Raw genomic sequence first — 24,998 nt, forward strand, 5'->3', positions numbered from 1 at the left:
CGCGGGGAACCCGAAAGCCGAGGAAAGGAGTTCCCGTGCCCGTCACCTTCCGCAAGAGCTTCCGCGTGTTCCCCGGCGTCCGCCTCAACATCAACCGCAAGTCCGTCTCCCTCACGGTCGGAAAGGGCGACGCCAAGCGCACCTACTCCTCCACCGGCCGCAAGACGACGTCGATGGACCTCCCCGGCCCCTTCGGCTACCGCAAGACCACCTCACGCCACTGAGCTCCCGCCCGGCCACCGCGACCACCGCCGGACCGGATAGCCGAAGGGCCGGGCCCGTCGGGGACGGGTCCGGCCCTGCTCGCCTACAGGCGGTCAGACGCGGTCGGCTGCGATCAGGAAGTACTGGAAGGAGCCGTCCTTGTAGGAGTTGATGAACGCTTCCTCGATGCCGGTGACCAGGGAGGACGTGGCCCGCAGCTCCCAGTAGGGGAGGGTCGCGGGAGTGAGGTCGACGACGGCCTGCGGTACGAGGCGGTTGTCGGCCATGGCGCGCAGATACTCCCGGCGGGAGTGGATGTTGCACTCGAAGTGCGCGTTGATCTGGGACACCCACTTCGAGGGCTGGCCGTACCGCGGGTTCCAGCAGCCGGTGATGGTCACGTAGCGGCCGCCCACCGAGAGGATGCGGGCGTGCTCGGCGAAGAGGTCGTGCAGGTCGACGTACATGCTCGACTCGTTGTTCCACGAGGCCGCGGCCTGCCCGGTCTCGAAGGGCGTACCGAGCATGTTGCAGACGCGGGCACTGACGTGGTCGTCGATACCGAGTTCGTGGGCACGCCGATTGGCGAAATCGGCCTGCTTGGCCGACAGCGTGACGCCCCGCACCGTGCACCCGAAGCGCTGGTGGGCCATGACCATCGAGCCGCCGCGGCCGCATCCGGCGTCCACGAGCGTGTCGTCGCGCTCGATGGACCCGAGGTGGTCCAGGAGGAGTTCGGCCTGCGCCGACTCCAGGCGGTGCAACTCGGCGATCAGCTTCTTCTCGTATTCGCTGTCGTCGGTGTCGCCGAGGGCGGCGTGGTCGACGGCGCCGATGCCGTAGTGGTGGTGGTACAGGCCGTCGACATCGCCGAGACGCAGGTTCACGGGCCTGGCCTCGCCATCCCAGTAACGGGCGATGTCCCCCTGGTAGGGCGTCACCGGAGCCGGGATGAACACGGGGGCGGCGGCGTCGGAGGTGGCGACGTCGGCGGTGAACTCGGTGCTGGTCATGGGTAGGTCCGTTCTCTTTACCAGAAGTCGGGCAGGCTGTAGCGGTAGGTATTGGTCTGGTGCCAGTAGTGGTTGCCGTCGACCCACACGGCCACGCCCCGCAGAAAGCGCTGCACGGCCGGGACGGGACAGGCGACGGCCAGGGCCGCGGCTTCGGCCTCGAAGTCGTGCATGAGGTCGTTGTGGACCTCGACCGCCTTCAGATAGGCCTCGCGGTCGGAGACGCCCTCACGTTCGGCGATCACCACCGGCAGGTTCAGGTGACGGCCGGGACTGGCGAGTTCCTTGGTGTACGAGTACAGGTCGTTCACGATCGTGGTGGCGTTCCCGGCGAGCGCGATCACCCGCTGCATGGCGGGCCGGGCGTGCAGGTCCGCCGGGAGTTCGTAGCCGCCGACGCTGTCGGTGATGGTGGGGCAGGGCCGGAAGTTGTTGAACTGGCGCATCGCCAGGTATTCCCACACCTCGGGGACGTGGTCCGTCTGGGCCCAGGCGGCCTCGGCGAGGTATCCCATGTGCAGCCGGGCCATGTCGTGCCGGAGCCGGTCGGCCTGGGAGGCGCTGGCCTCGCGGAGGAAGTACTCCATGGCCGAGTGGTAGGCGCGCCGGGGCGCGTCCGAACGCAGCGACTCCGCCCACTGCGGCTCGTACTCCTTCGCCGTGTGCAGCGGATCGAGGGCGGTGTGCGCCAGCAGCAGGCGTCCGCCGAGACCGATGGGCGAGCCGCCGTGGTCCTCGCAATAGCAGTCGTCCACCGCGTTCTCGGCGACCATCAGGCGCGTGGCAAGCATCAGGTGGTCGACGGTGGGTGCGTCGGGGTGGCAGGCGACCATGTAGCGCCCCACCGAGAAGCCGTCGAACTGGTCCTCCCAGTTGTCGGGGTACAGGTCGACCTCGTCCAGTGCCCAGGCCTTGATCCGGCGGCTGACCTCCTCCACCCGCCCGGGATCGGGCTCGGGCACCGGGTGGTAGTAGAGGCCCGGGACCGGGGTGCCGTCCGCCGGAGCCTCCACCGGGGCCTCCGCCGGAGTCGGCGGCTCCGCGCGCCGGGCGGCCGGGTGCAGGCCCGCCGTGCCCAGGCCGCTGGGGCCACACAGGATTCGTTCCAGACCGACGCCCGCGGTGCGCACCTCGACGGCGGCGACGCCTGCGGGACGGGCGTCGACGGCAGGGGCATCGGTGGGAGGGGCGATGCGAGGCGGGCCGGGCAAGCACGTCGGAGGGGAAAACTCGGGCGCGGGCATCCATGACTCCTCGATGGGGTGGGTGGCTGTCCCGGACGGACCCCGGGCACGCCCGACACGCCCGGCCCGCCCGGGCAGGGGCCGGGCCGTCGTAGCCGCCGGGCAGGGGAGGCCCGCTAATCGCGGCTGCGGGCGATCTGCACGTTCTCCAGCACGCCGAGAGCGTCCGGCACCAGGATGGCGGCGGAGTAGTAGGCGCTGACGAGGTAGGAGATGATCGCCTTTTCGTCGATGCCCATGAAGCGCACCGACAGCCCCGGTTCGTACTCCTCCGGCAGACCGGTCTGACGCAGACCGATGACACCCTGGTTGTCCTCCCCGGTGCGCATGATCAGCACCGAGCTGGTGTTCTCCTTGGTGATGGGGATCTTGTTGCACGGCAGGATCGGTACGCCGCGCCAGGCCGGAACCTGCTGCCCGCCGAGGTCGACGTGGGTCGGATAGAGCCCGCGGGAGTTGAACTCGCGCCCGATCGCCGCGATCGTCCGGGGGTGGGCCAGGAAGAACTTGGAGCCGCGGCGGCGGCAGAGCAGCTCGTCGAGGTCGTCCGGGGTGGGCGGCCCGGAGTGGGTCTGGATGCGCTGCTTGAAGTCGGCGTTGTGGAGCAGACCGAACTCCCGGTTGTTGATCATCTCGTGTTCCTGGCGCTCCCGCAGCGCCTCGATGACGAGCCTGAGCTGCTCCTCGGTCTGGTCCATCGGCTCGTTGTAGAGGTCGGCGACCCTGGTGTGCATCCGCAGAACGGTCTGCGCGACGGAGAGTTCGTACTCGCGCGGCTTCAGCTCGTAGTCGACGAACGTGCCGGTCAGCGCGGGCTCTCCGGTGTGACCGGCCGACACGGCGATCTCGGCCTCGCCGCGATGGTTCTGCCGCCGGTCGAGGAGTGATCGGAACTCCCGGACGTGGTCCTGGAGGCTCGGCGCCGCGGACAGCACGGCGGCGAAGTCGGCGCGGGACAGGGTGAGCAGGGTGCCCGCGGTCTCGGCGGTGGTGGTGGAGTCCCACTGGGCGTCCTCGTCGAGCAGGGCGTCCTCCCCGAACCGGTCGCCGTCGGCGAGCACGGCGACGGCGACCTCGTCACCGTACTTGCCGACCGTAGTCCGGCGGACGCGGCCGTGGGCGATCATATGGAACTGCTCGGCGGGCGTGCCGCGTTCGACCAGGGTTTCCCCGGCACGGAAGTCGCGCTGGACGCACCGGTCGGCGAGCGCGGTCAGCACGTCTACGTCGTCGAAGCCGCGCAGCAGGGCCAGTTCGCCCAGTTCGCGGGGGATCACCCGCACGGTGGCACCGTCCTGGACGAACTCCACGCGCCCGTCGCCGACGGTGTAGCTCAGCCGGCGGTTCACCCGGTAGGTGCCGCCCTTGACCTCGACCCAGGGGAGTGCCCGCAGCAGCCAGCGCGAGGTGATCCCCTGCATCTGCGGCGCGGACTTGGTCGTGGTGGCAAGGTTGCGGGCGGCCGCCGTGCTCAGGCTGGACTGCCGAGGCGACTCCTGAGGGGCTTCCGGGCTGGTACCAACAGTCATCGGGCGAGCTCTCCTTCGTAACGGCGGTGGCCTCGCGCACATGCGCGTCACCGGAAAAGAGGAAAGGAGGGGACAAACGTCCGGGAATCCGTCCGGACCCGGGGAACAGTAGTGGCCGGTGCGCCCGGTCGGCCTCAGGAAGCCGTCAGCATTAACTCGATAAGATGATCGTGGCCCGCCCGGGGTTTGCTGACGTCATCGACGGTGAACGCAGACCCGCCCGCCGCCGCCGCGAAGCGCGGCGCCGCTCCCTCTCCGCCTCCGCGCACGAAGCACGTCCGAGACCCGTTGACGAAACGGAACGCTGCTCCGTATATTAATCGGAACAGCGCTCCGCTTTCGGTTGTGGCCGAGGCCGGACGCTTTCTGCCCGCCTCACCCGTCGCACGCCGCCTGTCGCATGCGAGCGGCGGCGAAGGCCGTCGAAGGCCATGGAAGGGAACCCCGCATCATGAGTGAACCGACGTACACAGCCGACCCGTTCGGCTCGCCCGCACCTGTCCTCTCGGTCAGCCCGTTGGCGCTGCCCGCCCCCGGCCGGGCCGTGGACCTGGAGATACGCGTCTCGGCGCCCATGACCGGGAGCGACCTGCCGGTCCTTCTCCTCTCTCACGGCCACGGCTACTCGAACCACCTCTCCTCGCTGAACGGCTACGCGCCCCTCGCCAACTTCTGGGCGGCGCACGGCTTCGTCGTCATCCAGCCCACCCATCTGAGCTCCAGGACACTGAGCCTCGATCCCGAGACCCCCGGGGCGCCCCTGTTCTGGCGGTCACGGGCCGAGGACATGCGGCGCGTCCTCGACCAGCTCGACGCGATCGAGGCGGCCGTCCCGCAGCTCCTCGGGCGAGTGGACCACAGCAAGGTCGCCGTGGCCGGGCACTCGATGGGCGGGCACACCGCGAGCCTGCTGCTCGGTGCCCGGCTCACCGATCCGCACGACGGCCGGGAAGTGAACCTGGCCGAACCCCGCGTCAAGGCGGGTGTCCTGCTCGCCGCGCCCGGCCGAGGCGGCGACGCCCTCACCCCGTCCGTGGCCGAGAACATGCCCTTCTTCCTGACCACGGACTTCACCACGATGACGACGCCCACGCTCGTCGTCGCCGGAGACAAGGACGCCTCCGCCCACCTGACGGTCATGGGACCGGGCTGGCACACCGATCCGTACGTCCTCTCCCCGGGCCCCAAGTCCCTGCTCACGCTGTTCGACGCGGAGCACGGGCTCGGCGGGGTCGCCGGATACGACGTCGCCGAGACCACGGACGAGAACCTCGATCGGGTGTCCGCCGTCCAGCGGCTCACCTGGGCCTACCTCCGCACCGAGCTGTACCCCGGGGACGCCGCCTGGCAGACGGCGTGTGACGCCCTGACCTCCGGCCCCGACCCGCTCGGACGAGTCGAGTCCAAGGTCGAGTCCAAGGCCGAGTCCAAGTAGACCGACGAGGCGCGGCGGACCAGATGACGAGGTGTGGCCGGTCCGCCGCGGGCGTTCGTCGGGTCAGGCCTGCGCCACCACTCCGTCGGTGGAGGCACCCGAGGCGATGCCGTACGCGGGCTCGGGCACCGACTCCGGCGCGAGCAGCACCGAGTGGCGGCCGTCCACGCCGACCGGCACATCGCCGTCGATGGTGACACGGCGCAGGGTGCGCTCGTGGGCGTCGGAGTCGTCGACGCCGTAGTGCTGGGTGGCGCGGTTGTCCCAGATGGCGACGTCACCGGCGCGCCACTGCCAGCGGACCGTGTTCTCCGGACGCTCGACGTGCGACTGGAGGATGTCGATGAGGGCGCGCGAGTCGTGGCGGTTGAAGCCGGTGAGCTTCTGAATGAAGTTCCCCAGGATCAAGGTGCGTTCGCCGGTCTCGGGATGGACGCGTACCACCGGGTGCTCGGTCTGGAACTTGACCGCGGTGAACACCGTGAGGTGCTGCTTCAGCGCCGCGGCCGGTGCGTCGGGTCGGCTGGCGGCGTAGTCGTAGTCGTTGGTGTGCACGCCGCGCAGGCTGTCGGCCAGCACCCGCAGCGGCTCGGGGAGTTTCGCGTACGCGGCGGCGGTGTTGGACCAGAGGGTGTTGCCGCCGTAGGGCGGGATGACCTCGGCGCGCAGGATGGAGAACGCCGGATACGCGGGCACGAACGTGACGTCGGTGTGCCACTGGTTGGCGCGGCCGCCGTGTTCGTTGTCGATGGGGAACGCGTAGCGGCCGTCGGCGGAGGGCACGGTGGGGTGCGCGACGGGCTCGCCGAGGAGCCTGCCGAACGCCTCGTGGCTGTCGGCGTCGAGGTGGTGTTGGTCGCGGAAGAAGACGACCTTGTGCTGGAGCGCGGCGGCGCGGATCGCGGCCACCGTGGCCTCGTCCAGATCGCCGCCGAGCCGCACTCCGGAGATCACGGCCCCGATGCGGCCGCCGACCTTCTCGACGGTGAGGGCGGTGGTGGCCGGGGCGGGTGCGGTGAACGTCATGGAGGGTCCCTTCGCCTGGGTGGGTGTCGATTTCGTTGCTGTCGGAGCGGAAGGAAATCCGCGCAGGTGAAACGCGACGCGGATGAAACTGGATGGGCCAGCGAGGCCCGCAAGGCCCGAAGGCTCACAGGCTCGAAAGCCCGCGAGAGCGGAGAGGGGGAGGGCGCCGTGCGGTCAGCGACACGCACACCCGGCGCGGGCGGCGGGGCGCCCCGGGCCCGCACAAGGCCGCGGAGCGCGGAGAGTCATCGCGGTCACGTCCACGAGCTTGGGCATCGTGCTGATGGCCGGTCAAGGTGTCCAGGGTCGGTTTCACGACCCTGCAACACGCCTGACACCCGGGCCCGCCGCAGGTCGCCAGAACACCACCGCGCACGGCATGTTGGGAGCTCATCACTCCACCCACCAGGAGGACCGCCATGCCCACCAGCCCGCCCCCGGGCGCCCGTACCTCCGGCGACGGCCGCCGGGAGGCCAATGCCGCGTCGGTGCTGCGTGCCGTGCTCGACCACGGCCCGGTGGCCCGCAGCGGCATCGCCCGGCTGGCCGGGCTGAGTCCGGCGGCCGTCTCCCGGCAGTGCACCGACCTGACCCGGCTCGGTCTGGTGCGCGAGGTGCCCGAGCTGGTCGCCGCGAGCGGGGTGGGCAGACCGCAGATCCCGGTGGACCTGCACACCGGCGACGCGGGCGGGCCACTCGTGGCGGGCGTGCACATCGGCGTCCCCGGATCGGGCTTCGGCCTGACGGATCTGCGCGGCACGGTCGTGGCCCGGCAGGACTTCCCGCACGACGGAATACCCACCACCGAGCTGCGGGAACGCCTCGGGCGGGCGCTGGCCACCTTCCTCGCCGAACGCACACCGGACGGTGCCAAGCTCCTCGGCGTGGGCGCGGCCATCGGCGGCTGGGTGGACCCTGACCTCGGCACCGTCGTACGGCATGAGGCGCTCGGCTGGGACCACTACCCGCTGGGAACGGACCTCCGGCAGCATACCGGGCTGCCCGTCCGGGTCGACAACCACGCCCGTGCCGTCGCCCGTTCCGAGCTGCTGTTCGGGCGGCCGGAGGCACGGCGCTCCCTGGTGCACCTGTTCGTCGGCAACGTGGTGGACGCGGCGCTCGCCATCGCGGGCGTCGTGCACAGCGGACCCAGGTCGGGGGCCGGTGACGTGGCGCACCTGCCGGTGCCGGACAGCACGGCGCCGTGTCCGTGCGGCCGCACCGGCTGCCTGGAGGCGACCGTCTCCGACACCGTCCTCACCCGGCGCGCGGTGGCGGCGGGCCTGATCCCCGAGCCCGACGCCGGTCTGCTCGTGGACGCGGCGGCAGCGGGGGACCGGCGGGCCGACACGCTGCTACGGGAACGAGCGCGGGCGGTGGGCCGGGCGACCGGGCTGCTCCTCGATGTGCTCAACCCCGATCTGGTGGTGATCACCGAGCGGTCGAGCACGCTCCAGCCCGCGTACCTGGAGGAGATCCGGACGGCCGCGATCGCGCACGCACATGTCTGCGACGACCCCGAGCGGATCGTGGTCCCACATGCTGGACCGGTGGCACTTCTGGTGGCGGCCGCCACCGTTGTACTGAATCCGCTGCTCACAAGCCCGCTGCAAGCTTGTCGCAACACGGCCGCAATGCTCCCGTAGGCCAGGCAAGCCACCCTGCCCGCACGGTTGTTGACCATCGTGCGGGACCGCTGCCATTCTGCTGCGCGTGCCCCCGGACCTGCGCCTCGTCTCCCGCTGCCATGTCGATCTGTGTCGACAGGCCAGCGCGATCTGTGCTGCCTGCCGGTGACGCGCACCCGGTGAAGCGCAGCCGGTGACGCACAGTCGGTGAAGCGCAGCCGGTGACGCACCGCTGGTCCGCCGCCGACCCAGCCTGACTCCGCGTCCGGCGGCCCGGACCACCTCACAGCGCATCAGCTCATCGCGCCTGCCCCACCCCCACCGCGCGGCGGACGCCGTCCCCGCGCTGCCGTGCGCCGGTGACCGCGCGGTTCCCGCCCGGCCTCGATTACTTCCTGCCGAAGCGAAAAGAAATGGGTCTTCCCTCATGCGCACACCTCCCCTCCCGCCGCCGGACCCGCTGTCCCGGCGCACCGCCCTGCGGGCCGCCGGTTCCGGTGCCCTGCTGCTCGGGGCGGGTGGCGCGCTGACCGGCTGCCGTTCCGCCGTCTCGTCGGTCGGCGGGTCGGCGGGCGGACCCAAGCGCGGCGGGACGCTCACGGTCGCGGTCGACGAGGACTTCGAGCCCTCCCTGCTGTTCACCCAGGCCGACCAGTCGCTGCAGAACCGGCTGATCTACAACACCCTCATCCGCTACGACGAACAGCTGCGGCCCCATCCGGAGCTGGCCACGTCGTGGAGTTACGCCGCCGACGGCCGCAGCATCACGCTCAAGCTGCGCGACGACGTCACCTACCACGACGGCCGCCCGTTCACCGCGGACGACGTCATCTTCGCCGTCAAGAACCTGCGGAAGCCGGAGCGTTCGTCCCAGCTCGCCGCCACCGCGAAGGCGGTGAACGGTTTCGAGAAACGTGGCGACCATGAGCTGGTGCTGAGACTCGCCCACCCGGTGAGCAACCTCTTCGACCTCTTCGAATTCATGATCATCGCGGACCGGCACACGATCGACGACACGGTGGCGGGCAGGAAGCTCAACGGCACCGGCCCGTTCAAGTTCGTCAGCCGGAAGCCGGGGGTGGGCCTGAGCCTCGTACGCAACGACAGGTACTGGGTTCCGGACCGCCCCTACCTCGACGCCGTCGAACTCCGCGTCTACACCCAGCCGGACGCCCTGCTGTCCGCGCTGCGCTCGGGACAGGCGCAGTTGTCGTACCGCGTCCCGGGCAATTACCTGGCCACGCTCAAGGTCGGCGCGAGCTTCAGCATCGAGCAATACGACACCGGCACCGGCGCCATGTACATCGGCGCCACCGTCACCAAGGCACCGGCCGACAACAAGACGTTCCGCCAGGCCATCGCCTGGGCGGTGGACCGGGAGCGGATCGTGGCGCAGGCACTCGGCGGCTACGGCCTCGCCTCGGCGGCGCCCTGGCCCAGGTCCTCGCCCGCGCACAGCGAGGCCACCCGCTCCCACTACACCCACAACCCGGCCAAGGCCCGTGAACTGCTGAAATCCTCCGGGGTGTCCACGAAGCAGACCCTGCCGCTGGGCCACCCCACCACCTCGGTGCACACCACCATCGCCGAGATCGTGCAGAACGACCTGAAGGAGGCGGGCATCAAGACCCAGCTGGAACCCACCGACGCGGCCGTGTTCCAGAAGCAGCTGATCTCCGGCACGATGCCCACGCTGTGGATCAACAGCCACGCCTTCGCGCAGGTACACCCCTCGACCCTGGCCATCAGCGCGTACCCCTTCAACGAGGCCAAGAACACCTCGCACTACCGCTCCCCGGAGTACACCGAGGCCGTCCACGCGGCCTGGAAGCACAAGGACGCCGACGGAGCCGAGGCGCACGCCCGCTACCGACACGTCTCCGACCTCCTCCTCGACCAGGCGTTCATCATCGACCTCGCCATCGAGGACGCGGTGCAGGTGGCGACGGAGAGACTGCACGGGCCGACGCTCAACAAATACACCTATCTCAACCTCGACAACGCCTACCTGGACTGACCATGCGTGGCTATCTCCTGAAGAAAATCCCCTCGGCGTTGCTGGTCCTCCTCCTCGCCTCCTTCCTGATCTTCGCGATCCTCCGGCTCGTCCCCGGCGACGCCGCGGACGCGCTCGCCGGGCCGGACGCCTCACCCGCGTCCGTCGAGGCCATCCGCCACCAACTCCGCCTCGACCAGCCGATCCTGACCCAGTACCTGAGCTGGATCGGCGACCTGGTCACCGGCGAGCTCGGCCCGTCGTACGCCATCGGCGGAGAAGTCGCCGATCTGATCGGTGACGGATTCGCGGCCACCGCCGAACTCACCGCGGGCGCGCTGTTCTTCACCGTGGCCCTGGGCCTGCTGCTCGGCGTGCTCGGCGCCACCTCCCGGCGCCCCATAGTGCGGGCGGCCGTACGGGCGTTCACCACCGCCGCCCTCGCGGTCCCGCCGTTCGTGACCGGCGTGGTGCTGGTACTGATCCTCGCGGTGCAGTTCGTCGTGCTGCCGTCCGGCGGCCGGGTCGGGCTCTTCGAAGCGCCCGACCTGGAGCTGCAATACCTGCTGCTGCCCTCGCTGTGCCTGGCCCTGCCCAGCGCGGCCGTGCTGGGCCGCTACCTGAAGGACAGCCTGGAACGCGCCCTCGGCGAGGACTACATCCGCACCGCCACCGCGGCCGGAGTACATCGGCGCAGACTGCTGTGGCGGCACGCCCTCCCCAACGCCCTGCCCCCCGTCGTCACCCTGCTCGGTATCCAGACCGGCCAGCTCCTCGGTGGCGCCGTCCTGGTGGAGGCCATCTTCGCCTGGCCGGGCCTCGGCCAACTCGCCGACCAGGCGCTGACCCGGCGCGACTACCCGGTCGTCCAGGACGTGCTGCTGCTCCTGGTCGCCGTGTTCGTCATCGTCCAACTGCTGACCGACATCGTCTACGCGCTGCTCGACCCGCGCATCCGGTGGGACTGAAACGGGAGTGAACTCCACCATGACCACGCTCTCGACCGCGACGGCACGAAGGGTGCGCAAGCGGGCCGCCCGCCACCCCTATCTCACCGCCCTCACCACCACCCGGGGCCGCATCGGCCTGCTGCTGGTCGGTCTGGTGGTGCTCGGCGGCCTGCTCGCACCCCTGCTCACCGCGCACGACCCCACCGACCAGAGCGGCGACACCCTGTTGGGCCCCGGCGGCGCCGGACACCTGCTCGGCACCGACGACCTGGGCCGCGACCTGTTCAGCCGGGTGCTGTACGGCATCCGCGCCGACTTGGAGGTGATCGCCATCGGAGTGCCCCTCGGAGCCCTGCTGGGCTGCGCCTTCGCGCTGCTCGCCGCGGTACACCCGGTGCTGGACACCGTGGCACAGCGGCTGTTCGACCTGGTGCTGGCCTTCCCGGGGCTGATCCTGGCGCTCGCCATCACCGCGGTCCTCGGCCCCGGGCGGCTACCGGTGATCGTCGTCATCGCGCTGGCCGAAATCCCCGTGTTCGGCAGGCAGTTGCGCGGCGCCATCATCGTCCAGCGTGAGCGCGAGTACGCCGTCGCCGCGCGGGTCGGCGGCACCGGCCGGGTGCGGCTGCTGCTGCGGCACATCCTGCCCAACTGCGCCGACCCGCTGGTCGTCCAGCTCGGCGTCTCCTTCACCATCGCCGTCTTCCTCGAAGGCGCGATGAGCTTCCTCGGGGTCGGCGTACGCCCGCCCGAACCCACCCTCGGCAGCCTGCTCAGCCAGGCGCTGCCCTATCTGGCCCAGGCACCCTTCTTCGCCGCGGGCCCCATGCTCTCCGTCACCCTGCTCGTCCTCGGTTTCTCGCTGCTGTCCGAGGCCCTGAACCGGGAGATCCGCCGATGACATCCCCCCTGGCACCCCCTTCAGTATCCCCCTTGCTGGACGTACGCGGCCTCAGCGTCGACTTCCGCACACCGGACGGACGCACCGTCCACGCCGTACGCGATGTGGACTTCACCCTGGAGCGCGGCGAAACCCTCGCCGTCGTCGGCGAGTCCGGCTCCGGAAAGTCCACCACCGCGCTGGCGCTGACCCGGATGCTGCCCGGGACGGGACGGATCACGGCCGGATCGGTGCTGCTGGACGGCACCGACCTCGCCGCCGCCACCGAGGAGGAGCTGCGCGCGGTGCGCGGCGCCCGGATCGGGACGATCTTTCAGGACCCGATGACCTCCCTCAACCCCGTCCTCTCGGTCCGCACCCAGCTCGACGAGGTGCTGCGCGCCCACCGCCATGGCGACCGCGCCACTCGCCGGGCACGCGCCGAGGAACTGCTCGACCAGGTGGGCATCCCCGATCCGCGGCGCAGGCTGAACGACTACCCGCACCAGTTCTCCGGGGGCCAGCGCCAGCGCATTCTCATCGCGATGGCCCTCGCGGGCGAACCGGACGTCCTGGTGGCCGACGAGCCGACCACGGCACTCGACGCCACCGTGCAGGAACAGATCCTGCGGCTGCTGGCCACGCTTAACGAGGAGACCGGCACGGCCCTGCTCCTCATCACTCACAACATGGGCGTCGTCTCCCGCTCCTGCGCCCGCGCGCTGGTGATGTACGGCGGAACGGTCGTCGAGAACGGCCCGACGGCCGACGTCCTCACCCGGCCCCGGCACCCGTACACCACGGGGCTGCTGGCCGCCGTACCGCGGCTGTCCTCCCCCTCCGGCACCCGGCTCACCGGCATTCCCGGCGCACTGCCCGACCTGTCGCTGCCGCTCACCGGCTGCGCGTTCGCCCAGCGGTGCGCGTCGGCGGACGAGCGGTGCCGGGCCGAGGCGCCACCCCTGGCCGACGGTGTGGCCTGCTGGCACCCAGACGAGCGGCCGTCCCCGGTCGCGGTGCCCGCCGTGCCCGCCGAACCCGTCACGCGCACCACCGCCGAACAGGCCGTACCGCTGCTGGAGGCCACCGCCCTGCGCAAGGAGTTCCGGGGGCGCCGCCACGCCCCGCTCGTCGCCGTCGACGACGTCTCCCTCACCCTGCACGCGGGGGACACCCTCGGCATCGTCGGCGAGTCCGGGTCCGGTAAATCCACCCTGGCCCGGCTGCTCGCGCACGCCCACCCGGCAGACGGCGGCACCATCCGGCTCCGCGGCGAGGACGTGACCCGGCCCTCCCGCACCGCGCTGCGGGCCTTGCGCCGCCAGGTACAGATGGTCTTCCAGGACCCGTACGCCTCCCTCAATCCGCGGATGACCGTGGGCGACATCGTGGGCGAACCCCTCCTCGTCCACGGGCTCCACCCGGACCGCGCCGCCCGCGCGCAGCGGGTCGCCGAACTCCTGGAACTGGTCGGGCTGGACCCGGCCGTCGCCGACCGGCTGCCCCGCGCGTTCTCCGGCGGCCAGCGCCAGCGCATCGGCATCGCCCGCGCCCTGGCCCCGGAACCGTCCGTGCTGCTGTGCGATGAACCCGTCTCGGCCCTCGACGTCTCGGTACAGGCCCAGATCGTCAACCTGCTGGCCGATCTGCAGCGCGACCTCGGCCTCGCCCTGCTGTTCATCGCCCACGACCTGGCGGTCGTACGGCAGGTCAGCCACCGCATCGCGGTCATGCACCGGGGCCGGATCGTCGAGACGAGACCCGCGGACGAGGTGTGCGTCAACCCGCAGCACCCCTACACCAGCGCGCTGTTGGCGGCTGCCCCCGATCCCGCCCCGGCCGCCGCCGCGGTGCTGGAGACTCACACGGTATGACGACACACAAGCGGACGCCGGTGACCTCGAAACCCTTGCGGAAGCTCGGCTTCCTGACCATAGGGCTGTTCGACGAGGCCGACCCCCACCGGGGCCACGAGTCGACACTGGAGATCATCGAACTGGGCGAACGCCTGGGATTCGACAGCGCCTGGGTGCGTCACCGGCATCTGCAATACGGCATCTCCTCGCCCGTCGCCGTCCTGGCGGCGGCATCCCAGCGCACCAGCCGCATCGAGCTGGGCACGGCCGTCATCCCGCTGGGGTGGGAGAACCCGCTGCGGCTGGCCGAAGACCTGGCGACGGTCGACATCTTGTCCCGCGGCCGCCTCAACCCGGGGGTCAGCGTCGGCCCGCCCGGCCACTACGACCAGGTCAAGGGCGCGCTCTACCCCGACACGGCCGACACCGAGGACTTCAGCCACGAGCGCGTACGACGCCTGCTGGACTGCGTACGCGGCGAACCGGTCACCGACTTCAGCGGTACCGAGGGCTTCGAGGTGTTCTCCGACCGCGTCCAGCCGCACGCCCCGGGGCTCGGCCGCCGCATGTGGTACGGCGGCGGCAGCCTGCGGTCGGCCCGCTGGGCCGGTGAGCAGGGAATGAACCTGCTGACCAGCAGCGTCGTGAAGGCGGAGGAGTCCGAGGACTTCGCCGAGATCCAGCTCTCCCACATACGGACCTTCCGCGCCCACCACCCCGACGGCGACCGGGCCCGCGTCTCCCAAGGACTCGTCGTCATCCCCACGGACACCGCCTCGGCGGAGCAGCGCGCGAAGTACGAGCAGTACGCGCGGGGGCGGCTGCCGCGCACCGCCACGCCCCAGGGACCGGCGCGCATGATGTTCGCGCCCGATCTCGTCGGCACCTCCGAGGAGATCGCCGAACGCCTCGCCTCCCACGCCGCGTTCCGGGAGGTCGAGGAGGTCGCGTTCGCGCTGCCCTTCACCTTCGGCCACGAGGACTACGTCCAGATCCTCACCGACATCGCCACCCGCCTCGGCCCGGTCCTGGGCTGGCACCCGGCCGCCTGAACCGGCGAATTCGCCTGCCCAACGGGGGAGCGGGCAGCCGGTCAGGACGGGTCGGAACGCGTTTCCGCGGCCCCGGCCGGTTCCCGGCGGTGGGGGAGCAGCGGCACCGCGAGGGCCGGAACGGCGGCGAGCACCAGCCAGGGCACGGCGACCGGGAGGCCCAGGTCGAGCAGGGAGCCAGTGGCCGAGCTGCCGATGAGGACGATCAGGCCGGATACGGAGGACAGCGCGCCGGTGTAGAGGCCGAGCCGTCCGCTCTCGGCGAGGTCGGGCACCCAGGCGCGGGCGGCGGGGACGACCAGCATCTGGCCCACGGTGAGCAGGACGATGAACCCCGCGGCGGGCAGCAGCCCCACGGCCCCCGACCACTCCGCCGGGCGGGCGGCGGCCACGACCGCGAAACCCGCCGCGATGAGCAGCAGCCCGCCCGCCATCGAGCGGCGCAGATCGAGCCGCTCACCCGCCCAGCGGGTCACCGGGAGCTGGGCGCACACGACCAGCAGGGAGGAGAGCGCGAACAGCCAGGACAGGGAAGTCTGGGAACCCGTCGCGCGCTCCACCTCCTCCGGCAGCGCGAGATAGAGCTGGTTGTAGGCGAGCAGATAGGTGCCGTACGCGCAGCACAGCGCCAGGAAGCGGCGGTTCGCCAGCATCGCGCGCACCCCGCCCCGCTCCCGGGTGCGGGCCCGGCCGGGGATGTGCTGCGGCATCAGCCGCGCGTGCCCGGCGAGGACGAGGACGAAGACCCCCGCGCCCGCGAGGCACGCGGTGCGGAAGTCCACGACCAGCAGCAGACCGCCGAGCAGCGGCCCGATGAAGGCCCCGGCCTGCCCCGCCGCGCTGAGCAGGGCCAGCACTCTGGTCCGGGGACCGCGGCCCTCCTCCTCCCAGATCACCGCCTGCCGGGCCACCTCGGATTCCACCGCCGGTGAGAACAGCGCGGCGGCGAAACCGATCAGCAGCACCGCGCCGACCACGGTCCAGACCGACTCCGCGTACCCCAGCCAGGCGAACCCGGCGATCCGCAGCACACATCCGGCCAGCACGACCGGCCGCACACCGTGCCGGTCCACCAGCCAGCCGCCGACCACGAACAGACCCTGCTGGCTGAAGGTCCTCAAGCCCAGGACGAACCCGACCAGCCAGCCCGCCATGCCGATCGCGGTGCCGAGGTGCTCGGCGAGGAACGGCAGCACGGCGTAGAACCCGACGTTGAAGGCGAGCTGCGTCAGGATCAGCAGCCGCAGCAGCGGCGACAGGTCCTTCCAGGTCCGTTCGCGGGGCGGTTTGGACGCCCGGGTGGTCCGGCCGGTTCGGGCCAGGACCCGGGAGAGGAGATCGGTCATCGGGTGTCCATCGGTCTGTCGGCCTGTCGGCCTGTCGGCCTGTCGGCCTGTCGGCCTGTCGGTCTGTCGGTCTGCGCGGGCGGGTACGGGCGTGTGCGTGGTTTCGTGCAGTGCTCATCCTCGTGCACCGGCCCTGGACGAGTAACTCGCCCCGTCCTCCCGCGCCAACGGCGGTTGCCGCTGGTCAGGGGCGGGACGCAGACTGTGGCCCCGTCCCTGATCACGGGGCGGTGCCACAGCCGGACCGGAGGGTGAAGCCCGTGACCACGTCGATCACCGAGATCGAGACCCATGGCGTTGAACGCATACCGGACGAGGACCGGTCGGCCCGCCCGATCGACCTCTTCCGGCTGGCTTTCGGCGGCGCCAACACCTTCGCGACGTGCGTACTCGGCGCCTTTCCCGTCCTGTTGGGGCTCTCCTTCCGGCAAGGTCTCGCCGCGACCGTCCTCGGGCTGGTCGCCGGGGCGCTGCTGCTCGCCCCCATGGCGCTGTTCGGCCCCGCCAACGGCACGAACAACGCGGTCTCGTCCTCGGCACACCTGGGAGTACACGGCCGGATCGTCGGCTCGTTCCTCTCGCTGCTCACCGCGATCGCGTTCTTCTCGATCTCGGTGTGGTCCTCGGGCGACGCGCTCATCGGCGGGGCCCACCGGCTCGCCGGAGTACCGGAGTCGGAGGTCGCGTACGGCGCCGCCTACGCGGTGTTCGCGGTCCTCGTGCTCATCGTCTGCATCTACGGCTTCCGCTTCATGCTGCTGGTCAACAAGGTCGCCGTGACGGCCGCGTCGGCGCTCTTCGTACTGGGCGCCGTCGCCTTCGGCGGCGATTTCGACCCCGGCTACGCGGGCACCTTCGACTCGACCGCCGACCCGCTGTTCTGGCCGTCGTTCATCGGCGCCGCGCTGATCGTGCTGTCCAACCCGGTCTCCTTCGGCGCCTTTCTCGGTGACTGGTCCCGCTACATCCCGGCCGCGACACCGCGCCGCCGGGTGATGGGCGCCGCGTTCCTCGCCCAGGTCGCCACCCTGCTGCCGTTCGTCTTCGGTCTGGCCACCGCTTCGATCATCGCCACAAAGGCCCCCAGGTACGTCGATCCGGCCGCCCCCAACTACGTCGGCGGGCTGCTGGCGGTCTCGCCCGGCTGGTACTTCCTCCCGCTGTGCCTGATCGCGCTGATCGGCGGCCTGTCCACCGGCACCACGGCGCTCTACGGCACCGGCCTCGACTTCTCCAGCGTCTTTCCGCGCTTCAGCCGGGTCCGGGCGACGTTCCTCATCGGGGCACTGTCGATCGTGTTCCTCTTCCTCGGCCGGTTCGCCCTGAACCTCACCCAGTCCATTTCCACCTTCGCGACGCTGATCGTCACCTGCACCGCACCCTGGATGATCGTGATGGTCCTCGGCTACGTCACCCGCCGTGGCTGGTACGACGCGGAGGCGCTGCAGGTCTTCAACCGCCGTCAGCGCGGCGGCCGTTACTGGTTCACCCACGGCTGGAACTGGCGCGGGATGTCCGCCTGGCTGGTGTCCGCCGTCGTGGCGCTGCTCTTCGTCAACCTGCCGGGCCAGTTCGTCGGCCCGCTGGGCGATCTCGCGGACGGGGCCGACATCTCCCTGCCGGTCGGCCTCGCCCTCGCGGCCGTGAGCTACCTCGGCCTGCTGGCCGCTTTTCCCGAACCGCGCGCGGTGTACGGGCCGGACGGCCCCCGCCTCGTACGGGCCTCCGCCGCCGACACCCCGCCCATCACCGACGCCCCGGGCGGCCCCGACGGCCACTCCGCCGCCGCTCCCGAGCACACCTGAGCGGCGATGACCACGGCGGCAGCCCGACGATCTCGATGCCGCCGAAGCCCTGCTCGACCGTTTCCGCGTCGGCCCGGCCGGATGCCATCCGGGCGACAGCGCCCCCGCAAATTCAAGGAGAAAGGTCTCCACCGCATCGCAGAAGCCGTATCCATCTTCGACAAGGCTGGCATGCGCGTTTGTACGGGACATGGGTCCGGGTACGGTCATCCGGGAGGTGGTAGCCCGTGAGTCAGTCCCTCGCAGCTGCCGGTACGGCCGTCCGCCCGATGGCGGACCTCGTCCTCACCGGCGATCTGAACCGTCCCGCCCGGCTGACGGTGTCCGACCTGCTCGCCTGGCCGCAGCACGAGGCCGACGTCAGCTTCGAGTGCGCCACCAGCGGTATCCGGCACCACCGCTTCACCGGCCCCCTGCTCCACGACGTGCTGGCGGCGGCCGGTCCCGTCTTCGACCCCGCGCGCCGCAAGGACCGCCTGCGCTTTCTGATCGCGGTGTCCGGCACGGACGGCCATCACGCCCTGCTGTCCTGGGCGGAGATCGACCCCGACTTCGGCCGTGCGCCGGTCCTGCTCGCGGTCGGCATCGACGGCGTCCCCCTCGACCACGCGGGCCCCCAACTCGTCCTGCCGCAGGACCGCTGCGGGGCCCGGCACATCAGCGGCATCACCGCGATCCGCGTGGACGGCGGCTACACCTCGTGGACGTGACACAACGCGACCCCTGCCCGGCGACGGCGAAGGGTGCCCCGTGAGCTGGGCGGAACCGAGGGGCGTCCTGGTCGTCCAGCACCTGCCGCACGAGGGCCCGTATGCCATCGGCACCGCGCTGGAAGCGGCCGGGCTGCCGGTGCGGGTGTGCAGGATCTGGGCCGGGGACCCGGTCCCGGAAACGCCGGACGGACTGGCCGCGCTGGTGGTCATGGGCGGACCGATGGCGGCGTACGACGACTCCCCGGCGTTTCCGACCCTGGCGGCCGAGCTGGCACTGCTGCGCGCCGCGCTGGAAGCGGAGGTCCCCGTGCTCGGGGTGTGCCTCGGCGCGCAACTGCTGGCGGTGGCGGCGGGCGGTACGGCCCGCCCCGGCGACGGCCCGCAGATCGGCTGGGGAGCCGTACGAACCACCTCGGCCGCGACCGCCGACCCGCTGTTCGCCTCGGCGTCCTCGGCGTCCTCAGCCCCCGGCCACCTTCGCGTACTGCACTGGCACGGCGACACTATGGACCTCCCGGACGGCGCCACCCTGCTGGCCACCTGCGACCGCTACCCGGTCCAGGCGTTCCGCATCGGCGGCTCGGCCTGGGGACTGCAGTTCCACCTGGAGGTGGACAAGGAAGCCGTCGGCGCCTTCGCCACCGCCTTCCCCGACGAAGCGGCCACCGCGCCGGACCTCCACGAATCCACCTCCGCCGAACTCGCCGCACTCGCGCCGCACCGCGACGGCGTCTTCGAGCGCTTCGCCGCCCTGGTGGCATCCCGCGCGGCCCGGACCACGACCCGCGCCTTCTTCACCTTACAGGCGGCCACCTGGGAGGAGCGCTTCGCCACCGACGGCCCCCGGTACGCGGCCGCCGTCGCCCGCATGGAGCTGCTCCCGGGGCAGCGGGCCATGGACATGGGCTGCGGCAGCGGCCTCGCCCTGCCCGCGCTGCGCGCCGAAGTCGGCCCCGAGGGCGTCGTACTCGGCGTGGACCTCACCCCGGCCATGCTCACGGCCGCCGCACGCGAAGGACGCGCCGACCTCGCCCGTCTGCTGCTCACCGACACCTGCCGCCTGCCGTTGCCGACCAAGTCGTTGGACGGCATCTTCAGCGCAGGCCTGATCGACCACGTCCCCGACCCGGCGGCCGCGCTGCGGGAATGGGCCCGCGTCACGGCCCCCGGCGGTGTCCTGCTGCTCTTCCACCGCTCGGGCCGAGCCGAACGGGCCGCCCGCCACGGCCGCCCCCTGGCCCCCGACGACCTGCTGGCCGAGGAGAACCTGCGCCCCGTACTGCACGCGACGGGCTGGGACCTGCACCGCTACGAGGACGCGGCACACCACTTCCTGGCCCGAGCGGTGCGCACCGGCTGACCCCCTCGGGGCCCGCGTCCCGCGAGGCCATCACACGCCGCGCCGTCAGGCCACGTAGAGTTCCACGGCACGCCCATCCGGGTCTTCCACGACGTGTCGGCCGGGAGCCAGCGGCGGTGTCACGGTCCGGCTGTCGACGGTGAAGCCCAGCCGCACACTGGAGACGGGCCGCCGAGCCGTGGCGGGATAGAGCTCGATCACAGTGCCGCCCGGCAGGGTGGCGGTGTAGTGAACCGGGCCGCGCCCGTGCTGCTCCCGGACGAAGGCCAGCCCCAGGCCCGTGTAGAACGCGCGGGACTCCTCCAAGTGGTCGGTGTAGAGGACCAAGAGGGCGATGCGGGTGGCATTCGCGGGTGTGGCGGACATGCTTCTCCTTCGAGGGGGAGTCTCCGTCAGAGCTCCGACGCACCCCATGAGGTGACGTGCACGTCGTCGCCCACGGACAGTTTGCCGGGACGCAGCACGGCGTACTTCGTACCGAAGGCGACGCCGCCCTCGGCGGCCCGGCGATAGGCGGCCAGGGTACGCAGCGGCTCGGGGCCCGCCTTGGCGCCGACCTGCTGGTCGACCATGGTGACGACGCAGCGAATGGCGAGCTTGGCGTAACCGAGTTCCGTGTCGGCGATGGTGATCCGGTGGGCGCGGTCCTCGGTGTGGGGGGTGTGCCAGCCGTCGACGACGATGTTCGGGCGAAAGCGGTCCATGGGGAGAGGCGGGGCGCCGCGCTCGCCGAGCCGTTCGTTCAGCAGATCCAGGGTGGACCGGGAGAGGACATGGACGGCACAGCTGTCGGCGTACCCGGACGTGCCGGGCGTCCGGCCATCGGTGACCCGGTCATGGTCGGCCGGAACGCGCACGAGACGGCTGGGGGTGCCGAGGACGTCGGATAACCACGCGGCGGCTTCGTCGCCCTGGTCGATACCTCTGAACGGCGCCCCGAACAGCTCGACTTCCCGGGGCCGGCCGGAGTCGTCGACATCGATCCCGACCGATCCCCATCCCGGGGCGTGCAGGGTGAGCCGTCGCCCGTCGGTGCCGATCTCGGGGCGGACCAAGGCCAACCGCGGGTCGCGCCGCTGGCTACGGAAGACACCGTCCTCGCTGGTCACCATGAAACTGCGGTCATGGGCAAGCCCCGCGGGCGTCAGCACCGCGGAGTGCGACGGCATTCCGGCGCACCCCTTGACGGGATAGGACAACAGCTTCACGACCCTGGCCACATAATCCCCCTGTCCGCGCGCATGCCATGTCGCTGTGATCCTATGGACGCGCGGCCACGCGGCGATCGAAATACGTGGACGACTCGCCCAGTTGGCCCTCACCGGCGGGCCGCTCGGCGTCGCATGTCAGGCCTCGCGCCGCCCGGGGACCGGGGTCAGTCGGCCACCTTCGCCTTGGTGGCCTTGATGACCTCGCAGGTTTTCGGCATCGCGGCGGACTCGCCCTTCCACACGGTGGACGCGAGCGCGCTCTTCATGGCCCCGGCCTGGACGGGCTGCTGGGCGAGGGTGGTGGAGACGGCCTCATCGGGGTGCGCGGAGTTCAGGAAGCGGACCTTGACGGTATAGGCGTAGTCTGCCGCGCCGTTCACATTGTTGAGTTGAACGACCGCGAACAGTTTGGATGCCTCGCGCAACTGGCACGACTTGATGCTGACTTCGCTCTTGGACGTGACGGCCCGGGCAGTGCCCGACCCGCCGGTCGACCCGCTCTTCGCGGCGGAACGGGACGGCGTGGCCGTCGAGCTCTGCGGGCCGCTGCTGCTCGTGCCCTTCTTCCCGCCGGCGGACGGTGCGTCGTCCGACCCGTTGCTGGAGCAGGCCGGAAGGGCGAGGAGAGTGAAAGCCGTGATCGCGCTGAACGCGGCGACACGTGGAAGGTGGCGCATGGTGAGAGGGGGTCCCCCGTCAGGACACAGGTTCGCCGGACGGACCGGCCCGGTCCGCGTCACGCTAGCACCCGCCACGATCGCGGTGACTCCCGCAGCCCGCCACCGTGTGCCAAGGACCCGGCGAACCAGTCCCGTTCACTCTCTTGACGTGAGCTTCGCCGAGGCTCACAGTGCCAGTTAATGCGCATTACTAATGCGCATTAACAACAGAACGGGGTCATGCCCGAGGGGGAGTGCCGGTGGAGAAACCACGCAAGCGAGCCAGGACGGGACGGGCCCCCACGCCCCCGGGCCGCACCTCACGGCCGCGCCAGGCCGAGGTGGCCCGGCTGGCCGGGGTCTCGCAAGCCACGGTCTCGCTCGTGCTCGGCGGCAAGAAGCAGGGCGACGCGATCTCGCCGGAGACGCGGCAGCGGGTGCTCGACGCGGCCCTCAGCCTCGGCTACGTGCCCGACCCGGCGGCCCGCAGGCTCGCCGCCGCCCGCAACGACCTGCTCGGCGTCTTCAGCTTCACCGCGACCTTCCCCACGGACGTACAGCACTCCTACTACCCGTTCCTGGTCGGCGTGGAGCAGGAGGCCGCCGCCCGCGGTTACGACCTCGTGCTCTTCACCGGCTCCAGCTCCGGCGGCGCGGGGGCCGCGGGACCGGACGCCCTGAGCCGGGTCCGGCTCGCCGACGGCTGCCTCTTCCTGGGCCGGCACGTGCCCACCAAGGAGCTGCGGCGCCTGGTCGGCGACGGCTTTCCCGCCGTGCACGTGGGCCGCAGGGACGAGTTGGAGGGCCTGGCCTGGGTCGGCGCCGACTACGTGAGCGCCAGCCACGAGGTCGTCGCCCGGCTCGCCGCGCTCGGCCACCGGCGCATCGTGCTGGTCCGCGAGGACGACGACGCGCCCGCCTCCACCGACCGCGAGCACGGCTTCCTCAAGGGGCTGGAGGACGCCGGACTCCCCGGCGGCCCCGACGCGGTCTTCCGTACCGCCGACCCCGCGCGCACGCTCTCCTCCGAGCGGCTGCGGGAGTGGCTGGACGACGGGGTGACCGCCCTGGTCGCCGAGGAGACCGACACCGGCGGCGCGTGGCGGGCCCTGCGTACCGCCGTCGACGAGGCCGGTCTCGACTGCCCCGGCGACGTGAGCCTCGCCCTGCTCGGCAGCCCGCCCGCCGATCTCGCGGACGGACCGGCCCCCACCGGGTTCGACATCCCCCGCCCCCAGCTCGGCGCCGCCGCCGTCCGGCTGCTCGCCGCCCTGGTCGCGGGGGAGGCGGCGGACGAACCCCTCGTGACCTGCCCGTTCCGGCCCGGCGCCACGGCAGGCCCCCCGCTCCACCGCGCCTGAGGCACCCACCGCACCTGACGCGCCCACCGCACCTGACGTCTCCCGACCACACCTGAGGCTCCGTACGACCGAGTCACCCGCACCACACCACCCGCGAAGGAGAACCGTGATCAGCCAACCCGACATCCTCGTCGTCGGCGGCGGACTCGGCGGTGTCGCCGCCGCCCTCGCCGCCTGCCGCGCCGGACGCACGGTCGTCCTCACCGAGGAGACCGACTGGATCGGGGGCCAGCTCACCTCCCAGGCCGTCCCGCCGGACGAGCACCCCTGGGTCGAGCAGTTCGGCGTCACCGCCTCCTACCGCGCGCTGCGCGAGGCCATCCGCGACTACTACCGCACCTGGTATCCGCTGCGCGCCGAGGCCGCCGCCCGGCCGGGCCTCAACCCCGGCGCGGGCCGCGTCAGCAAGCTGTGCGCCGAACCCCGCGTCGCACTGGCAGCGCTGGAGGGCCTGCTCGCGCCGCACCGCTCGTCCGGTCGGCTGACCCTGCTCACCGAGCACCGCCCGGTGGCCGCCGGGACCGAGGGCGACACCGTACGGTCCGTCACCCTGGAGGACCTGCGCGGCGGTGGCCGTCGTACCTTCACCGCGCCTTACGTCCTCGACGCCACCGAGACGGGCGAACTGCTGGAGCTGGCCGGGGTCGAGCACGCCCTCGGCGCCGAGTCCCGCGCCGAGTTCGGCGAACCGCACGCCCCCGAGCGGGCCGACCCGCTCAACCAGCAGGGCATCACCTTCTGCTTCGCGCTCTCCCACCACGAGGGCGAGGACCACACGATCGAGAAGCCCGCCGACTACGACTTCTGGCGCGGCTACACCCCCGAATTCTGGCCCGGCCCGCTGCTCGGCTTCCTGGCGCCCGACCCGCGCAGCCTGGAGGCGGTGGAGCGCACCTTCGTACCGAACCCGGACACCGACCCGCTCGCCATCAGCGCCGACCAGTCCGCCGACGCCGGGGACAAGGAACTCTTCGGCTTCCGCCGCATCCTCGCGCGCAAGCTGCACCGGGACGGCTCGTTCGACTCCGACATCACGCTCGTCAACTGGCCGCTCAACGACTACTGGCTCAAGCCGCTGATCGGCGCGGGCGAGCAGACCACGGCCGAAGCGCTCCGCGAGGCCAAGCAGTTGTCGCTGTCCGTCCTGTACTGGCTCCAGACCGAGGCCCCGCGCCCCGACGGCGGCACCGGCTTCCCCGGCCTGCGGTTGCGCCCCGACGTCACGGGCACCGAGGACGGTCTCGCCAAGGCCCCCTACGTGCGCGAGTCCCGCCGCATCAAGGCCGTCACGACCGTCACCGAACAGGACGTGGCGGTCGACCTCGTCGGCCCCACCGGCGGCACCCGCCACCGGGACTCGGTCGGCGTCGGCAGTTACCGCATCGACCTGCACCCTTCGACCGGCGGCGACAACTACATCGACATCGGCTCCGTGCCCTTCGAGATCCCGCTCGGCGCGCTCATCCCGCGCCGGACACGCAACCTGCTGCCCGCCGGAAAGAACATCGGCACCACCCACATCACCAACGGCTGCTACCGGCTGCACCCCGTCGAGTGGAACATCGGCGAGGTCGCCGGAGCGCTCGCCGCCCACTGCCTCGACGAGGGCGTCGAACCCCGCCAGGTGCAGGCCGAGGACAAGCGCTTCGAGGCCTTCGCCGCCCTGCTCGACCGCGCCGGAGTCGAACGGCACTGGCCGCGGGTGCGCGGTTACTGACCCCTGCCGACCC

The 24,998-nt window shown here is 71.6% G+C and carries 22 protein-coding genes; 14 read left to right on the top strand and 8 right to left on the bottom strand.

Going from position 1 to position 24,998, the window contains the following annotated elements; all coding sequences use genetic code 11:
• Window positions 1-35: 35 nt before the first annotated feature.
• Entirely contained in the window at window positions 36-224 is a 189-nt protein-coding gene (locus ABZ370_RS14650) for a DUF4236 domain-containing protein (RefSeq protein WP_358620159.1), read from the top strand.
• A gap of 93 nt (window positions 225-317) precedes the next feature.
• Here the strand turns inward: ABZ370_RS14650 and ABZ370_RS14655 are convergent, their stop codons facing one another.
• The 3 genes from ABZ370_RS14655 to ABZ370_RS14665 form a co-directional block, all read right to left on the bottom strand.
• Window positions 318-1,217, bottom strand: a complete 900-nt coding sequence (locus tag ABZ370_RS14655) for a geranyl diphosphate 2-C-methyltransferase (RefSeq protein ID WP_358620161.1) — start codon at window positions 1,215-1,217, stop codon at window positions 318-320.
• A gap of 17 nt (window positions 1,218-1,234) precedes the next feature.
• A complete protein-coding gene (locus tag ABZ370_RS14660; protein WP_358620163.1) occupies window positions 1,235-2,461 on the bottom strand; it encodes a family 2 encapsulin nanocompartment cargo protein terpene cyclase in 1,227 nt (408 codons plus the stop codon).
• A gap of 116 nt (window positions 2,462-2,577) precedes the next feature.
• Window positions 2,578-3,990, bottom strand: a complete 1,413-nt coding sequence (locus ABZ370_RS14665; protein ID WP_358620165.1) for a family 2B encapsulin nanocompartment shell protein — start codon at window positions 3,988-3,990, stop codon at window positions 2,578-2,580.
• A gap of 451 nt (window positions 3,991-4,441) precedes the next feature.
• Between ABZ370_RS14665 and ABZ370_RS14670 the strand changes: the two genes are divergently transcribed.
• Window positions 4,442-5,425: a chlorophyllase gene (locus tag ABZ370_RS14670; RefSeq protein WP_358620167.1), complete on the top strand. Its 984-nt coding sequence runs from the start codon at window positions 4,442-4,444 to the stop codon at window positions 5,423-5,425.
• Window positions 5,426-5,488: 63 nt separating this feature from the next.
• Here the strand turns inward: ABZ370_RS14670 and ABZ370_RS14675 are convergent, their stop codons facing one another.
• Entirely contained in the window at window positions 5,489-6,451 is a 963-nt protein-coding gene (locus ABZ370_RS14675; RefSeq protein WP_358620169.1) for a TauD/TfdA family dioxygenase, read from the bottom strand.
• A 419-nt stretch (window positions 6,452-6,870) separates the two neighbouring features.
• Here ABZ370_RS14675 and ABZ370_RS14680 point away from each other — a divergent pair, with 419 nt between their 5' ends.
• From ABZ370_RS14680 to ABZ370_RS14710, 7 genes are all read left to right on the top strand, one after another.
• Window positions 6,871-8,097, top strand: a complete 1,227-nt coding sequence (locus ABZ370_RS14680) for an ROK family transcriptional regulator (RefSeq protein ID WP_358620171.1) — start codon at window positions 6,871-6,873, stop codon at window positions 8,095-8,097.
• Between the two features lie 55 nt (window positions 8,098-8,152).
• Window positions 8,153-8,248, top strand: a complete 96-nt coding sequence (locus tag ABZ370_RS14685; RefSeq protein WP_358620394.1) for a putative leader peptide — start codon at window positions 8,153-8,155, stop codon at window positions 8,246-8,248.
• A 258-nt stretch (window positions 8,249-8,506) separates the two neighbouring features.
• Window positions 8,507-10,096 carry an ABC transporter substrate-binding protein gene (locus ABZ370_RS14690; protein WP_358620173.1) on the top strand — a complete coding sequence of 530 codons (1,590 nt, stop codon included), beginning with the start codon at window positions 8,507-8,509 and terminating at the stop codon, window positions 10,094-10,096.
• Window positions 10,097-10,098: 2 nt separating this feature from the next.
• Window positions 10,099-11,043: an ABC transporter permease gene (locus tag ABZ370_RS14695; RefSeq protein WP_358620175.1), complete on the top strand. Its 945-nt coding sequence runs from the start codon at window positions 10,099-10,101 to the stop codon at window positions 11,041-11,043.
• A 19-nt stretch (window positions 11,044-11,062) separates the two neighbouring features.
• The gene (locus tag ABZ370_RS14700) at window positions 11,063-11,926 is read left to right on the top strand and encodes an ABC transporter permease (RefSeq protein WP_358620177.1); all 864 of its coding nucleotides are present in this window, start codon (window positions 11,063-11,065) and stop codon (window positions 11,924-11,926) included.
• Window positions 11,923-13,779, top strand: coding sequence for an ABC transporter ATP-binding protein (locus ABZ370_RS14705; protein ID WP_358620179.1), 1,857 nt, complete (start codon window positions 11,923-11,925; stop codon window positions 13,777-13,779). Before ABZ370_RS14700 ends, ABZ370_RS14705 begins: the two co-directional genes overlap by 4 nt.
• On the top strand, window positions 13,776-14,813 hold the full coding sequence (locus ABZ370_RS14710) for an LLM class flavin-dependent oxidoreductase (protein WP_358620181.1): 1,038 nt from the start codon (window positions 13,776-13,778) through the stop codon (window positions 14,811-14,813). The genes ABZ370_RS14705 and ABZ370_RS14710 overlap by 4 nt, the downstream gene beginning before the upstream one ends.
• 41 nt (window positions 14,814-14,854) lie before the next feature.
• On the opposite strand, the gene ABZ370_RS14715 is transcribed toward ABZ370_RS14710, so the two are convergent.
• Complete coding sequence (locus ABZ370_RS14715) at window positions 14,855-16,159, bottom strand: MFS transporter (protein ID WP_358620182.1); 1,305 nt, start codon at window positions 16,157-16,159, stop codon at window positions 14,855-14,857.
• 260 nt (window positions 16,160-16,419) lie between these two features.
• Between ABZ370_RS14715 and ABZ370_RS14720 the strand changes: the two genes are divergently transcribed.
• The 3 genes from ABZ370_RS14720 (at window position 16,420) to ABZ370_RS14730 (ending at window position 20,037) form a co-directional block, all read left to right on the top strand.
• Window positions 16,420-17,964, top strand: a complete 1,545-nt coding sequence (locus tag ABZ370_RS14720) for a cytosine permease (protein ID WP_358620184.1) — start codon at window positions 16,420-16,422, stop codon at window positions 17,962-17,964.
• 227 nt (window positions 17,965-18,191) lie between these two features.
• A complete protein-coding gene (locus tag ABZ370_RS14725; RefSeq protein ID WP_358620186.1) occupies window positions 18,192-18,674 on the top strand; it encodes a molybdopterin-dependent oxidoreductase in 483 nt (160 codons plus the stop codon).
• A gap of 40 nt (window positions 18,675-18,714) precedes the next feature.
• Window positions 18,715-20,037, top strand: coding sequence for a methyltransferase domain-containing protein (locus ABZ370_RS14730; protein WP_358620187.1), 1,323 nt, complete (start codon window positions 18,715-18,717; stop codon window positions 20,035-20,037).
• Window positions 20,038-20,082: 45 nt separating this feature from the next.
• Here ABZ370_RS14730 and ABZ370_RS14735 read toward each other — a convergent pair whose 3' ends face one another.
• From ABZ370_RS14735 to ABZ370_RS14745, 3 genes are all read right to left on the bottom strand, one after another.
• Entirely contained in the window at window positions 20,083-20,403 is a 321-nt protein-coding gene (locus ABZ370_RS14735) for a VOC family protein (RefSeq protein ID WP_358620189.1), read from the bottom strand.
• Between the two features lie 26 nt (window positions 20,404-20,429).
• On the bottom strand, window positions 20,430-21,257 hold the full coding sequence (locus tag ABZ370_RS14740) for an MOSC N-terminal beta barrel domain-containing protein (RefSeq protein ID WP_358620191.1): 828 nt from the start codon (window positions 21,255-21,257) through the stop codon (window positions 20,430-20,432).
• A 155-nt stretch (window positions 21,258-21,412) separates the two neighbouring features.
• On the bottom strand, window positions 21,413-21,925 hold the full coding sequence (locus ABZ370_RS14745) for a hypothetical protein (RefSeq protein WP_358620193.1): 513 nt from the start codon (window positions 21,923-21,925) through the stop codon (window positions 21,413-21,415).
• 242 nt (window positions 21,926-22,167) lie between these two features.
• Between ABZ370_RS14745 and ABZ370_RS14750 the strand changes: the two genes are divergently transcribed.
• Window positions 22,168-23,268, top strand: coding sequence for a LacI family DNA-binding transcriptional regulator (locus ABZ370_RS14750; RefSeq protein ID WP_358620195.1), 1,101 nt, complete (start codon window positions 22,168-22,170; stop codon window positions 23,266-23,268).
• Between the two features lie 106 nt (window positions 23,269-23,374).
• On the top strand, window positions 23,375-24,985 hold the full coding sequence (locus tag ABZ370_RS14755; protein WP_358620196.1) for an FAD-dependent oxidoreductase: 1,611 nt from the start codon (window positions 23,375-23,377) through the stop codon (window positions 24,983-24,985).
• Window positions 24,986-24,998: the final 13 nt, after the last annotated feature.

Source organism: Streptomyces sp. NPDC005962 (assembly GCF_040629205.1).
In the GTDB taxonomy this organism is placed as follows: Bacteria; Actinomycetota; Actinomycetes; order Streptomycetales; family Streptomycetaceae; genus Streptomyces.